This is a genomic window from Streptomyces syringium (assembly GCF_017876625.1).
GTDB classification, from domain to species: Bacteria; Actinomycetota; Actinomycetes; order Streptomycetales; family Streptomycetaceae; genus Streptomyces; species Streptomyces syringius.
The window spans coordinates 6,524,551-6,538,640 of record NZ_JAGIOH010000001.1 but is presented as its reverse complement, the minus strand read 5'-3'; the positions used below and the strand labels follow the sequence as shown (position 1 = coordinate 6,538,640).

The window sequence follows — 14,090 nt, the reverse complement described above, 5'->3', positions numbered from 1 at the left end:
CCTGTCGCCGAAGTACTGTGCTACGCCCGGCCGCGCAGCTCCCGTCTGAGGATCTTGCCACTGCTCGTCTTGGGAAGGTCCGGCAGGATCTCGACCGCGCGCGGGTACTTGTACGCGGCGAGCCGCTCGCGGCAGTAGGCGACGACCGCGGCGGGGTCCGCGGTCGTGCCCGGCCGGAGGCTGATCCAGGCCTTGACCGTCTCCCCCCGGTAGGGGTCCGGCACCCCGACGACGGCCGCCTCGCGGACGGCGGGGTGGGTGTAGAGGACGTCCTCGACCTCGCGGGGCCACACCTTGAAGCCCGACGCGTTGATCATGTCCTTCTTGCGGTCGACCACATAGAGCCAGCCCTCGCGGTCCATGAAGCCGATGTCGCCGGTCCGCAGTTCGCCGCCGGGCAGCGCGTCGGCGGTGTCCTCCGGGCGCCGCCAGTAGCCGGGTATCACCTGCGGGCCGCGCACCACGATCTCGCCCTGTTCGCCGAAGGGGACGTCCGCGCCCTGGTCGTCGACGACGCGGACGAGGGTGTCGGCGCCGGGCACCCCGACGGCGAGGGTGCCGGAGACGGGGTCGACCGGGGCCTCGAGGCCGGGCAGGACGGCGGCGCAGGGGGCGGTGCACTCGGTGAGCCCGTAGCCGTTGTGGAGGTACGGGCCGAGGGTGGCGCGGAACTGCTCGACCAGCGCGGGGGGCAGCGGTGCCCCGCCCGAGGAGATCATGCGGAAGGACGAGAAGTGGTCCCGGCCGACTCCCTCCTGGGCCATCAGGGCCATGAACGCGGTGGCCGGGCCCACGGTGTAGGCGGGTCGGTGCTCCAGGAACGCGTCGAGGACGACGCCGGGTTCGAAGCGGTAGGCGAGCGCGAGCGTCCCGGCCCCGGCGAGGCAGGCCGCGAGCTGGGCGACCATGCCGGTGATGTGGAACAGCGGGGCGAGGGCGAAGTAGGTACAGCCCTCGGGCAGTCCGGCACCGGTGCGCTGCCGCTCGGCGTTGTGGCAGACGTTGCCGTGGGTGTTCATGGCGCCCTTGGGACGGCCGGTGGTGCCCGAGGTGTAGCTGATGAGTGCGATGTCGTCGGGGCCGAGGTCGATGCCCTCGGGCGCCGCGGCACCGGAGCGGGCCACGGTCAGGAGGTCCTCGGCGTCCTCGGGCACCGGCAGCCGGCCGCCGCGCAGCACGCGGGTGTCGTCGCGGGTCTGGAGGCCGGCCTCACAGGCCGTGAGGACGGTCCGGACGGGCGAGGAGTCCGCCGCTTCCCGCAGCCGCTCCACCCAGGCGCGGTCCGCGCAGACCAGGGCGGTGGCCCCGGCGTCGTGCAGGATGTGCGCGGCCTCCGCCGTCCTGTACATGGGATTCAGGGGGACGACGGTGCCGCCGGCTTTCCAGATGCCGAGGACGGCGAGGACGAAGTGCGGGGAGTTCTGCAGCATGACCGCCGCCCGGTCGCCGCGCAAGAAGCCACGCGCGGCGAGGTGGCCCGCGATCGCGTCGGACAGCTCGTCGGCCCGGCGGTAGGTGAGCCGCCCGTCGAAGTAGGCGAGCGCGTGCCGGTCGGGGGCGCGCCGCACGGCGTCCCGGAAGGCGTGCGGCACGCTCGGCGGCGGCTGGACGGGCGCCCGCTGTGCCTCGCTGAGCAGGGAGAGCCAGGGCTTGTCCGCGTAGGAGTCCGGTACGGCCCGCGCCGTCGGGGCACGGCCTGAGTGGCGCGGTGAGGAGGGGTTCGCTGTCATCGTGGGGTGCCGCCCTTTCCGTGGCTTCTCCGGCCGCCTCCGCGGCTATACGCGATCGGGGTCCGGGGCCTGTTCGAGCTTGCGCTGAAGGTGGTTCATGCCGTCGAGCCAGCGGTCGGGGTCGGCGGCCCGCGCGGTGTAGTAGTCCGCGACCTCCGGGTGCGGGAGGATGAGGAAACGGTCGGTGGCCATGCCCTCGAACAGGGCGTCCGCGACCCGCTCGGGCTCGATGGCGGTGGGCGCGAGCAGCAGGTCCCCGGCCGCTCCGGTGCCGCGCAGCATGTCCGTCCGGACGCCTTGCGGGCAGATCGCGTGGACGGCGATGCCGCGGTGCCGGTAGGTGAGGGAGAGCCATTCGGCGAAGGCGTACGCCGCGTGCTTGGAGACGCTGTAGGGCGCCGAGCCGACCATGGTGAGCAGCCCGGCGGCGGAGACGGTGGCGACGAAGCGCCCGCTGCCGCGCTCCAGCCACGCGGGGAGCAGCTCGCGGCTCGCCCGTACGTGCGCCATGACGTTGACGTCCCAGGAGGCGACCCACTCGTCCTCGTCCGCCTCGGGGCCGCCGGTGGCGGCGACGCCGGCGTTGGCGCAGTAGACGTCGATCACCCCGCCCAGCGCCTCGCGGGCGGCGGGGAGGATCTCCGAGGCGTCACCGGGGACGGCCTTGGCGCCGATCTCCGCGGCGACGGCCGCGGCCTTGGCGGCGTCGAGGTCGTTGACGACGACGCGGGCGCCTTCGGCGGCGAACCGACGGGCGAGGGCGGCGCCTATGCCGCCGCCCGCTCCGGTGACCACAACTCCCGCGTCCCGCACGGTGTTCACGTTCGTGTCTCCCTCGGTCTCGGTGCCCGGCCGCCTCGGCCGCGTGCGCAGACTAACCAGTCGGTATGTGGCAGCGGAAGAGCACATCGCGCCGCGGGGACGGGTGCGGACGGGATCGCCGGGTTTCGGCTGGGCCCAGCCACATCAAGCCTGTCCGGCGATTGAGGACACAGCACAGCAGCCCGTCCGGCGATCGAGGACACCGCCGCGCAGCGGAGGTGCACATCGGCCGGGCCCAGCCGCAGGCGAAAGGCTGGACAGGCCCTCTTGACGGCGGGACGATGCGCGTCACATCTGACCGGCACAGGGGGACTGGGCATGGCGGGCACACGGGTGGAGCCTTACTGGGAACTGACTTTCGACGCGGACGGCGACGTCCACACCGGCGAGCGGGACGGCCTGGTGGCAGGGGCCGGGCGGGAGCGGCTCACCGATCTGGTGATCTTCGCGCACGGCTGGAACAACGACCGGCCGAGGGCGACCGGGCTCTACCGGCGCTTCTTCGCCCCGTTCCCGGCCCTCGTCGACGGGGCCGCCGGGGCCGACGGAGCCGAGGTGCGCATGGGCTACGGCGGCGTGATCTGGCCATCGATGCGGTTCGCCGACGAGCCCGTCCCCGACTTCCCGGAACGGGCGCTCGCGACCACCGTCACCGGGCCGCCCATGCTCGACGCCGCCACCCGGCAGGCGCTGACCACGGTCTTCCCCGGGAGCGAGGAGACGGTGGCCCGGCTCGCGGAGCTGCTCGAGCGGCGACCCGAGGCCCCGGAACCGCTGGCGGAGTTCACCGGCCTCGTCCGCGCGCTCGTCACGGCGGATCCCTCGGATCAGGGAGGCGCGGGCCTCGTCCCGGACCTGGAGGGCGAGAGCGAACCCACCGTGCTCGCCGGGGACCCGGAGGTGGTGTGCGCGGCCTTCGCCGACGCCCTGGCGGGCGGCGAGACGCCGGCCGGGCTGTTCGGCGGTGGCTGGAAGAAGCTGTGGAAGGGCGCCCACGAGCTGCTGCGCCAGGCCTCGTACTACACGATGAAGCGCCGGGCCGGCACGGTGGGCGAGCGGGGCCTCGGCCCCGCGCTCGGGGTGCTCGCCCGCTCCGCGCCCGACCTGCGGGTGCATCTGGTCGGGCACAGCTTCGGCGCCCGGCTGATGGCCTTCGGGCTGCGCGGGCTGCCGGAGGAGGCCGCGGTGTCCTCCCTGACGCTGCTCCAGGGTGCCTTCTCGCACTACGCGTTCTCCTCCCGGCTGCCCTTCGACAGCCGCCGCGGCGGTGCGCTGAAGGGCGCGTACCGCCGGGTGCGGGGGCCGGTGGTGTGCGTCCACTCGCGGCACGACACGGCGCTCGGCGTGATGTACCCCCTCGCGTCCCGGCTGGCCCGGGACGCGGACTCGGTGCTGGGGATCGACAACACCCGGTGGGGCGCGATGGGCTATGACGGCATCCAGGCCGTGGACGGCTCCGCGCGGGTCTCGCTCGCACGGGCGCTGGACGGCGGGCTGCCCGACGAGGGCTGCGCGAGCGTCGACGCGTCGGCGGTCGTCTCGCGCGGCGGGCCGCCGTCCGGAGCGCACAGCGACATCTGTCACGACGAGCTGGCGCGGCTGATCCTGCTGGCCGGCCGCATCGGCGGCTGAACACGGCCCACGGCTGGCGGCTGACGGCCCGTGGCTGACGGAGGGTGAGGATCCGCCACCTTCGCGGATCCTCACATCTGTGCGCGCGATGGGGGTAGCAGAGCGGAGTCGGCCGCGTCAGGGCGTCCGATGGATCCGAATGGCGATGAGTTACGTCCCTTCCATGTCGATCCGAGTCCGCGCTGTCGGAGGTGGGATGCAGTGGCAGGTTTCAGAGCACTCGCACGAGAGGTGCGCAATCCACGGAACACGATCGCGCTGCGACGGACCTCTCTGCGCAAATGTCTCGAACGTTTCGCCCCCTACGGGCACCGGGCGACCTGGCACCACCTGTGCGCCCGGGCAGGACTGGCCCCCGACGACCGCGCACCCGACCCCGAGCTGCTGATCGCGGCACTGGAGGAACTGGAGGAGGCCCGGGAGCTCTGGCTGGCCTACGAGGTCGAGTTCGCCGGCCGGCGCAGGCGCGAGAAGCACGACGGCATCCGGCAGCCCAGCGCCGTCGACGACTGGCACCGCAACACGTGGGGCGGCTGTGACATCGTGCCGTGCGCGAGCCCCACGTTGTTCCCGAGCGCGCGCCTCGCCGAGGTACTGCGCCGCATGATCACCGCCATGGAGTCCGGACCCGGGGACGCCTGCCCGGTCTGCTCGCAGGAGCGGATCGAGTGGCGCACCGACCTGGAGCGCTACCCGCTGGCGGGACCCGTCTGCACGGACTGCGGCATCGTGGTGCCGGTGCCCGTGCTCACCACGGACGCGCTGGCCGCGGCCAGGAGGTACGCCTACGCGGCCCGGTACGCCGCGGTGTGAGGGCCTGCCCGTCGCGCGCCCGGGCAGGCACGGGCGCGCCGCCCGAGGCGATCAACGGCTGATCGCCTCGGGACCGGTGGCAAGGCCCGGACCTCAGGCCCCGGGCTCGGCGCACCGCCGGGACGAGGCGTTCCGCTTCGGCGTCCCGGCCCCGACGGCCTTCTCCGCCTGACCTGCCTTCTCTGCCACGCGTGCTTTCTCCGAGGTGGCCGACCTGTCGGCCTTGTCGGCCACGGCGAGCAGGACCGAGCCGCTGCCATAGCCGCCGAAGCGGTCCTCCGGGTTGGACAGCGCGCACTTGTCGAGCGAGAGGCAGCCGCAGCCGATGCAGTCGGCGAGGCGGTCGCGCAACTGATTGAGCTGCGCTATTCGCTGGTCCAGCTCCGAGCGCCACAGCTCGGACATCCGGGCCCAGTCCTCGCGGTTGGGGGTGCGCTCGTCGGGCAGCTCGGCGAGCGCCTCACGGATGGTGGCGAGCGGGATGCCCACGCGCTGCGCGGCGCGGATGAAGGCGACCCGGCGCAGGGCGTCCCGCTCGTAGCGGCGTTGGTTGCCGGAGGTGCGGCGGCTGCTGATCAGGCCCTTGGACTCGTAGAAGTGCAGCGCGGAGACGGCCGCGCCGCTGCGCGCGGACAGCTGGCCGACGGTGAGTTCGTGAACCTTCGTGGAAATCTGCGGCACGGCTCAAGACCTTACGTCAACACGGGGCGTTGACACCGGGAGAGCCGCCCCACATGCTGAGCAAGCGCTTGGACACTCTGTGTGGGAGGCACGTGGATGACGGAGCCCCGGATCTTCACCTCGCTGGACGACCTGCGGGCCGCGGTCGGTGCGGAACTCGGCCCGAGCGACTGGCTCGAGGTGGACCAGAAACGGATCGACCTCTTCGCCGAGGCGACCGGCGACCATCAGTGGATCCATGTGGACCCGGACCGGGCGGCGGCCGGCCCCTTCGGGGCGACCATCGCGCACGGCTATCTGACGCTCTCGCTGCTGCCGTCCCTCGTGCCGCTGCTGATGCGCGTCGAGAACGTCCGCATGGGCATCAACTACGGCGTGAACAAGGTCCGCTTCCCCTCCCCCGTGCCGGTCGGCTCACGGCTGCGGGCCACGGCGAGGATCGCCGGTGTGTCGGAGGTGAAGGGCGGGGTGCAGCTGGTGACGGCGGTGACGATCGAGCGCGAGGGCGGCGACAAGCCGGTGTGCGTGGCGGAGTCGGTGAGCCGCTTCCACCTCTGAGGCCCGCTGGGGGAGTTCCGCTCCCCGGCCGCCCCGGGGCACCTCACTCCTGGCCCGCGTACCCCACCATGCGCAGGACCAGCCCCGCGTACAACTCGCCCACCTCGTCCGGGGTGCGCTTGCCGTCCGCGTTGAACCAGCGGGCGACGTCGATGCACAGCGACAGCACGGCGAGGGTGGTGCCGCGCACGTCCGGGACGTCGAAGTCGCCCGCCGCCACGCCGTCCTCGATGATGGCGCGGACGGCGGCGTCCGAGGCGCGGCGCAGCCCGACGATCTCCTCGTGGTGCTCCTCGCCGAGCGCCCCCAGTTCGTACTGCACGACCCGGGCGGTGGTGTGGTGCTCCGCGTGCCAGCGGACGAAGCTCCGTACGGCTTCGGCGAGCCGCTCGGCGGGGCTGCCCCCGCCCTCCCGGGCACGGCGGAGGATGTCGAGCGCGAGCCGGTGGCCGACGCCGCTGATCTGGTAGAGCAGCTCTTCCTTGGTCTTGTAGTGGATGTAGAGCGCGGCGGGGCTCATGCCGGCCCGGCCGGCGATGTCCCGGGTGGTGGTGGCGTGATAGCCGCGCTCGGCGAAGGCCTGGACGGCCGCGGTCACCAGCCGCCGGGCGGCATCGGGTGTGACGTCGGCCCACTCCTCGGCCCGCTTCGCCTCCGCGCCCATCGCACGCCCCGCTCTCCCGGCCCGCCACGGGCCTGTTCCGACAGAACGAACACCATACCGCGAAGGTGAGCAAGCGCTTAGGGTACGGACGGGCCGTGTCCGGGAATCGTGCCGGCGCGGCGCGGCGACTACCCCGCTTCGGGGAACACCACCAGCGCCCGGCCGCCGCGGCCCGCGAGCATGGCGTCGAAGGCGGCGGGGATGCCGTCGAGCCCGATCCGCTCGGTGACCAGGGCGGAGAGGTCGAGCCGCCCGGCGCGCACATGTCCGGCGATGACGGGCAGGTCCCGTGCCGGGTCGCTGTTGCCGTAGACACAGCCCGACAGCGTGCGCCCGAAGTGGAAGAGTTCCAGGGCGGAGAAGGTGACCCGCTGGTCCTTGCCGCCGATGCCCACGACGGTGGTGCGGCCGCCCCGGCGCGTGGCCGACCAGGCCGTACGGATCGTGTCGGCCCGGCCCACGCACTCGATGGCGACGTCCGCGCCGTGGCCGCCGGTGAGTTCACGGATCCGCTTGGCCGTCGTGTCGTCCGCGACGAGGAAGTCGGTGGCCCCGGCGGCGCGGGCCAGTTCCTCCTTCCGCGGTGACACGTCGACGGCGACGATCGTCCCGGCGCCGGCGAGGCGCGCCGACTGGAGGGTGGCCAGTCCCACGCCACCGGCCCCGAACACCACGACGGACTCGCCCGCCCGCACCCGGGCGCTGTGGTGCACCGCGCCGTAGCCGGTCAGTACCGCGCACCCCAGCAGCGCCGCTTCCACCAGGGGCACGCCCTCGGGCAGGGGCAGCACGGCGCTCGCCCGGACGACGGTCTCCTCGGCGAAGACCGCGGTGCCCAGGCCCGGGTAGAGCGAGGAGCCGTCGGCGGCGAGCGTGGCGTACGGGACGGTGGCGGTGGACCCGGCGTCGGCGCACAGCCAGGGCTCGCCGAGTCCGCACAGGTGGCAGTCACCGCAGGACGGCGCCCAGTTGAGGACGACGTGGTCGCCGGGCACCACATGGGTCACGCCCTCGCCGACCTCGGTCACCGTGCCCGCGCCCTCGTGGCCGAGGACGGCGGGCACGGGCTGGCGCAGCGTCCCGTCGGAGAGGGAGAGGTCGGAGTGGCAGACCCCGGCGGCGGCGAGCCGGACCCGCACCTGTCCGGGTCCGGGCGGCGGCAGCTCGATCCCGGCGATCCGGAGCGGGGCACCCACGGCGGACAGTACGGCGGCACGGATCATGACGGGCCTTCCCTCACCTCTACGTCGGCTCGACCGGGGCCGGTGGCGACCGGTCGGGTCAGAACTGCAGGGACTTCGTCTGCAGGAACTCCGCCAGGCCGTGCGCGCCCAGTTCGCGGCCGATGCCCGACTGCTTGTGGCCGCCGAAGGGCGCGAGCAGGTTGAAGCCGCCGCCGTTGATGTCGACCTGTCCGGTGTCCATGCGCCGGGCGAAGGCGGCGGCCGTGGCGTCGTCGGCGGCCCAGACGGCCCCGCCCAGGCCGTAGACGGTGCCGTTGGCGATGCGGGCCGCCTCGTCCTCGTCGGTGTACTTGATGAAGGAGAGGACCGGGCCGAAGATCTCCTCCTGCGCGATCGTCATCTCCGGGGTGACGTCGGCGAAGACGGTCGGGCGCACGAAGTAGCCCTTCTCGCGGCCCTCCGGGACGTCGGAGCCGCCCGCGACGAGCCGCGCGCCTTCCGCGACGCCCCGGTCGATGTAGCCGCGGACGCGGGCGTGCTGGGCGGCGTTGACGAGCGGGCCGAGGCGGACGTCCGGGTCGGCCGGGTCACCGGGGGTGTACGCGGCGACGGCCTCGGCGGCGAGGGCGACCGCCTCCTCGTAGTCGTCGGCGTGGACGAGCGTGCGCGTCCACGCGTTGCAGGACTGGCCGGTGTTGCGGCAGACGTCGGCGACGTTCGCGGCGACGGCCTTGGCCAGGTCCGCGCCGGGCAGGATGACGTTCGCGGACTTGCCGCCCAGTTCGAGGGTGACACGCTTGACGGCCGCGCCGGCGATGGCGCCGATCCGCTTGCCGACCGCCGTCGATCCGGTGAAGGAGACGAGGTCGACGTCGGGGTGTTCGGCGAGCGCCTGGCCGGCCACGGCGCCGAGCCCGGTGACGAGGTTGAAGACGCCCGCCGGGATCCCGGCGGCGGCCACGCACTCGGCGAAGAGCCGGGCGGTGAGCGGGGTGTCCTCGGCGGGCTTGAGGACGACCGTGCAGCCCGCTGCGAGGGCGGGGGCGACCTTCACGACGACCTGGTGGAGCGGGTAGTTCCAGGGAGTGATGGCGCCGACGACGCCGACCGGCTCGTGCAGGACCGTCGAGTTGCCGATCTTCTCCTCGAAGGGGTGGGTCGCGGCGAGTTCCGCGCAGGAGCCGGTGACGGCGATCGGCAGACCGGTGTGGACCCGCTGCGCGAAGCGGGCGGGCGAGCCGAGTTCGGCGACGACGGTGGCGGCGATCTCCTCGCGGCGGGCGTCGAGCGCGTCACGCAGGGCGGCGAGGTGCCGCCCCCGCTCGGCGGGCGGGGTGGCGGACCAGCCGGGCAGGGCCGCGCGGGCGGCCCGTACGGCGGCGTCCACGTCCTCGGGCGTACCGGCCGGGACGGTGCCGATGACCTGCTCGTCGGCGGGGTTGACGACCTCGATGGTCTCGGGTCCGGCCGCGGGCCGCCACTCGCCGTCGATGAACATCCCGTCGTGCGCGATCACTGGCCGTCTCCTCGGTATCGGGGCAGGGCCGCGGGCGGCCACACCTTCGCGCGCCCGTTCGATGCCCGTGCGCGCCTCACGCTAACGCCGAAGGCTTTCGGTACGCCAGGGGACGGTGCGGTGCGCTTGGGCGCGGGCTCCGGGTCGTGTGTCGTCCGCACCGCCGCTGCGCGGCGGTGTCCTCAATCTCCCCCAGCTACCGCTGGGAGGTGCCCCCAGCAGGCTGCATTTCGCAGCCTGTCCGGCGATTGAGGACGCGCCCGCAGGGCACCTGCAGCCGAGACCCCTAGATGATGCCGAACAGCAGTCCCGCGCCGAGGACGACGAGGGAGGTGAGCGCCGCCCATTTGACGGTGAACCGGGTGTGGTCGCCGAACTCCACCTTCGCCATGCCCACGAGCACATAGACGGCGGGCACGAGCGGGCTCGACATGTGCAGGGCCTGGCCGACGAGCGAGGCCCGGGCGATCTCCAGCGGGGAGACCCCGTGGGCGGCGCCCGCCTCGGCGAGGATCGGCACGATGCCGAAGTAGAAGCCGTCGTTGGACATGAAGTACGTGAACGGGATCGACAGGACGCCGGTGACGAGGGCCATGTGCGGGCCCATCGCGTCGGGGACGGAGTCGACGACCGTACGGGCCATCTCCTCGACCATGCCGGTGCCGGTCAGCACCCCGGTGAAGACGGCGGCGGCGAAGACCATTCCGGAGACGTTGAGGACGTTCTCGGCGTGGGCCGCGATGCGGGCCTTCTGGTCGGGCATGTGCGGGAAGTTGACGGTCAGGGCGATGGCGGCGCCGAGCAGGAAGAGCACCGGGATGGGCAGCGTCTGGAGGATCAGGAGGGTGAGCAGCGCGACGGTCAGCGCCGCGTTGAACCAGTACAGGCGCGGTCGCAGGGTGGCGCGACGGGGGTCGAGGATCTCGGAGGAGGCGTCAGCTTCCTGGGAGCCGCCCTGGCTTTCGTCCAGGGAGCCGTCGGCCGGACCGGTCGTCGCGCCGCTCGCCGTGGAGCCGCCGCCGGCCGGGGCCGCCTTGCGGGCCGGGGCGTCGCCCGCGCCGGCCGAGCCGATCAGCGCCTGCTCGGGCTCCGGTTCGCCGTCGGGCCGGCCCAGGGCCTGCTCCAGCGTCAGGACGCCGAGCCGCTTGCGCTCCCGCAGCCCGAGGACGTACGCGAGGCCGATGACGAAGAGCAGGCCCACGGCCAGCGCCGGGATCATCGGGACGAAGATGTCGCCGGCGTCGAGCTTGAGCGCGGTGGCGGCGCGGGCGGTCGGGCCGCCCCAGGGCAGGGTGTTCATGACGCCGTTGGCCATGGCGGCGACACCGGTCATGATGACCAGGCTCATCTTGAGGCGGCGGTAGAGCGGCACCATCGCCGAGACGGTGATCATGAAGGTGGTGGAGCCGTCCCCGTCGAGCGAGACGATCGCGGCGAGCACCGCGGTGCCGACGACCACCCGCATCGGGTCGGCCTTGCAGAAGCGCAGGATGCCGCGGACGATCGGATCGAAGAGCCCGACGTCGATCATCACGCCGAAGTAGACGATGGCGAACATCAGCATGGCGGCCGTCGGCGCCAGGGAGCCGATGCCCTTGAGTACGTAGTCGCCGAGGTGGGAGCCCTTGCCCACCAGGACGCAGAACAGCGCTGGGACGATCACCAGCGCCGCCATGGGCGACATCTTCTTCAGCATGATCAGCACCAGGAAGGTGGCGATCATGCCGAAGCCCAGGATGGTCAGCATGCGGGTACCTCACGTTCGCCTTTGAACTCCACCGCGGGACGGCGGTCCTGGTGACGCTAAGTGGGCAAACTTTGGGTCACAAGGCCTTGACACCTGCGCAATACGAGCAGAACCCCAGGTCAAGGGGTTGTTGCGAGCGGAGCGAGGGTGACCGGAGTGACGCGCACCGGATAGCCGTTGAGCACGGCGGTGCCGGAGAGCGGGTCGAGGCGGGTGCCGTCGGACAGCGCGTTGACGTTCACGCCCGGGGTGCCGGCCGCGACCGACAGCCGGGTGCCCGGCCGGTCGTGCCCCCAGCCGTGCGGCAGGCTGACCACGCCCCGGCGCACCGTGTCGGTGATCTCGACCGGCGCCTCCACCGTGCCGCCGTCGCCCGTGACCCGCGCGCCGCCGCCGTCGAGCAGCCCCAGCCGCGCGGCGTCCTCGGGGTGGACCTGGAGGGTGCAGCGGTTGCTGCCGCCGGTCAGGGCGGGGACGTTGTGCATCCAGCTGTTGTTGGAGCGCAGATGGCGCCTGCCGACCAGGACGAGGGAGTCCGGTGACGCGGCGCTCTCCTCGAGGGAGCGTCGCAGCCGGAGCGTCTCACTCACGAGGGGTTCGGGGCACAGCTCGATCTTCCCGCTGCGGGTCCGCAGCAGCTCGGGCACGCGCGGGGTGAGCGGCCCCAGATCGATGCCGTGCGGGTGGGCGAGCAGCTTCTCCAGCGTCAGACCGTGCGGGTCGGCGCCGAAGCCCTCGCCGTAGGGGCCCAGGCGCAGCATCAGGTCGAGCCGTCGCTCGGCGCCCGTCAGTCCGGTGAGGCGCTCGGCGAGGGCGGCGGGGTCGTGGCCGTGCACCGGGGAGAGCGGGTCGGTGACGGCCTTGCCCAGGGTGCGGGTGATGACGGAGGTGTCGACCGAGCGGTGGTCGGCGCCCGGGTGGCCGCCGGCGCACAGGACGAGCCGGGCGAGGATCTCGGCCTCGTCGGGGCGGTCGTCGCCGAGGGGGACCGGCGGCCGGGTGTAGCGCACCTGGTTGCGGACGGCGAAGGCGTTGAAGGTGAAGTCGAAGTGGGCGCTGCGGCTGGGCGGGGGCGGCGGCAGGACGACGTGCGCGTGGCGGGCGGTCTCGTTGAGATAGGGGTCGACGCTGACCATGAAGTCGAGCCCGGCCAGGGCCCGGTCGAGCCGGTCGCCGTTCGGCGCGGAGAGCACCGGGTTGGCGGCGATGGAGACGAGCGCCCGGACCTGCCCCTCCCCCGGTGTGTCGATCTCCTCAGCCAGCGCGGCGACAGGCAGTTCCGACTTCGCCTCGGGGTGTCCGCCGACCCGGCTGTGCCAGCGGCCGAGGGCGAAGCCCCGGCCCGGCCGGGGCGGGCGGGGCGCGGCGGCGGTGGCGGAGAGCGGGAACATCGCGCCGCCCGGCCGGTCGAGGTTGCCGGTGAGGATGTTGAGTACGTCGATCAGCCAGCTGGTGAGCGTGCCGAAGGTGACGGTCGTGCTGCCGATGCGGCCGTAGACGGCGGCGCGCGGAGCCGCGGCCAGCTCGCGGGCGAGGGCGCGGATCTCCTCGGCGGGCACGTCGCACGCCCCGGCCACGGCTTCGGGGGTGAAGTCCCCGGCCAGTCGCCGCACTTCCGCCACGCCCGTGACGTGCGCGTCGAGCGGGCCGGGGCGCACGAGACCGTCCGCGAAGAGCGTGTGGACGACAGCGAAGAGCAGCAGCGCGTCGGCGCCGGGCCGGATCGCCACGTGCCGGTCGGCGAGGGCGGCGGTGCGGGTGCGGCGCGGGTCGATCACGACGAGCCGTCCGCCGCGCCGCCGGAGCGCCTTGAGGCGGCCGGGGAAGTCCGGGGCGGTGCACAGGCTGCCGTTGGAGTCGAGCGGGTTGGCCCCGATCATCAACAGATGGTCGGTGCGGTCCAGGTCGGGCACGGGCACCGCCATCGCGTCGCCGTAGAGCAGCCCGCTGGAGACGTGCTTGGGCATCTGGTCGAGCGTGCTCGCGGTGAAGACGTTGCGGCTGCCCAGTGCCCCGATCAGGAGCGGCGGGTAGAGCGCCCCCGCCATGGTGTGCGCGTTGGGATTGCCGAGGACGGTGGCCACGGCCTGCGGCCCGTACTCCTCGACGACCGGGCGCAGTCCGCGCGCGACCGCGGCGAACGCCTCGTCCCAGCCCGTCTCCCGCAGCTGTCCGTCGTGGCGCACGAGGGGGCGGGCGAGCCGGTCCGGGTCGGCGTCCAGCTCGCCGAAGGCGGCGCCCTTGGGGCAGACGAAGCCCCGGCTGAAGACGTCGGCGCGGTCGCCTCGGGCGCCGGTCACGCGCCCGCCCTCCAGCGTGAGGGTCAGCCCGCAGGTGGCCTCGCACAGCGGGCAGATCCGCAGGGCACTCGCCGGGCCGGTCGGGGCGCTGCTGTGGGGTCGGCTCATCGGTCCCTCCCGGGGACGGCGGCGGTGACGCTCGGTCGGGCCGACCCTACCGACCGGTATCTCTCGCCTGTCCGGCGGATCCTCGGCTGCGGACCATCTGTGCCGCCTGCGGCGGGCGAGCGCCCTGCGGGCGCGTCGGCCATCTCCCCGGTTACCGCTGGAAGGCGCCCCCAGCGGTAGCCGGGGGAGATTGAGGACACCGTCGCGCAGCGGAGGTGCCCAGCGACACGACCCGCCGCGCCCGCGCTCCCGCGCGTCGGTGAACTGATCCATTGACGCGCCCGGCCAGGAATCCTACGGTCTTCCATAGGAATCCACCGGCAGCGGGAGCACGC

The 14,090-nt window shown here is 73.4% G+C and carries 11 protein-coding genes; 3 read left to right on the top strand and 8 right to left on the bottom strand.

What is annotated here, in order from left to right; translation table 11 throughout:
* Positions 1 to 20: 20 nt before the first annotated feature.
* Both JO379_RS28695 and JO379_RS28690 read right to left on the bottom strand, forming a co-directional pair.
* Positions 21 to 1,730, bottom strand: coding sequence for an AMP-binding protein (locus JO379_RS28695; RefSeq protein ID WP_209517635.1), 1,710 nt, complete (start codon positions 1,728 to 1,730; stop codon positions 21 to 23).
* Positions 1,731 to 1,775: 45 nt separating this feature from the next.
* Complete coding sequence (locus JO379_RS28690; RefSeq protein ID WP_209517633.1) at positions 1,776 to 2,552, bottom strand: SDR family oxidoreductase; 777 nt, start codon at positions 2,550 to 2,552, stop codon at positions 1,776 to 1,778.
* A gap of 318 nt (positions 2,553 to 2,870) precedes the next feature.
* Between JO379_RS28690 and JO379_RS28685 the strand changes: the two genes are divergently transcribed.
* On the top strand, positions 2,871 to 4,184 hold the full coding sequence (locus JO379_RS28685) for an alpha/beta fold hydrolase (protein ID WP_209517631.1): 1,314 nt from the start codon (positions 2,871 to 2,873) through the stop codon (positions 4,182 to 4,184).
* 201 nt (positions 4,185 to 4,385) lie between these two features.
* Positions 4,386 to 4,997 (top strand): hypothetical protein, encoded by a 612-nt coding sequence (locus JO379_RS28680; RefSeq protein WP_130881289.1) that lies wholly within the window; start codon positions 4,386 to 4,388, stop codon positions 4,995 to 4,997.
* Between the two features lie 93 nt (positions 4,998 to 5,090).
* On the opposite strand, the gene soxR is transcribed toward JO379_RS28680, so the two are convergent.
* On the bottom strand, positions 5,091 to 5,678 hold the full coding sequence (gene soxR, locus JO379_RS28675) for a redox-sensitive transcriptional activator SoxR (protein ID WP_130881290.1): 588 nt from the start codon (positions 5,676 to 5,678) through the stop codon (positions 5,091 to 5,093).
* A gap of 96 nt (positions 5,679 to 5,774) precedes the next feature.
* Between soxR and JO379_RS28670 the strand changes: the two genes are divergently transcribed.
* On the top strand, positions 5,775 to 6,236 hold the full coding sequence (locus JO379_RS28670) for a MaoC family dehydratase (RefSeq protein ID WP_130881291.1): 462 nt from the start codon (positions 5,775 to 5,777) through the stop codon (positions 6,234 to 6,236).
* Between the two features lie 43 nt (positions 6,237 to 6,279).
* Here JO379_RS28670 and JO379_RS28665 read toward each other — a convergent pair whose 3' ends face one another.
* The 5 genes from JO379_RS28665 to JO379_RS28645 all read right to left on the bottom strand — a co-directional run bounded on the left by JO379_RS28665 (position 6,280) and on the right by JO379_RS28645 (position 13,755).
* Positions 6,280 to 6,900, bottom strand: coding sequence for a TetR/AcrR family transcriptional regulator (locus JO379_RS28665; protein ID WP_130881292.1), 621 nt, complete (start codon positions 6,898 to 6,900; stop codon positions 6,280 to 6,282).
* Between the two features lie 128 nt (positions 6,901 to 7,028).
* Entirely contained in the window at positions 7,029 to 8,123 is a 1,095-nt protein-coding gene (locus tag JO379_RS28660) for a Zn-dependent alcohol dehydrogenase (RefSeq protein ID WP_209517629.1), read from the bottom strand.
* A gap of 58 nt (positions 8,124 to 8,181) precedes the next feature.
* Positions 8,182 to 9,600, bottom strand: coding sequence for an aldehyde dehydrogenase family protein (locus JO379_RS28655; protein WP_130881294.1), 1,419 nt, complete (start codon positions 9,598 to 9,600; stop codon positions 8,182 to 8,184).
* 286 nt (positions 9,601 to 9,886) lie between these two features.
* Positions 9,887 to 11,347: a CitMHS family transporter gene (locus JO379_RS28650; RefSeq protein ID WP_209517627.1), complete on the bottom strand. Its 1,461-nt coding sequence runs from the start codon at positions 11,345 to 11,347 to the stop codon at positions 9,887 to 9,889.
* A 119-nt stretch (positions 11,348 to 11,466) separates the two neighbouring features.
* On the bottom strand, positions 11,467 to 13,755 hold the full coding sequence (locus JO379_RS28645; protein ID WP_209517625.1) for a molybdopterin oxidoreductase family protein: 2,289 nt from the start codon (positions 13,753 to 13,755) through the stop codon (positions 11,467 to 11,469).
* Positions 13,756 to 14,090 lie beyond the last annotated feature (335 nt).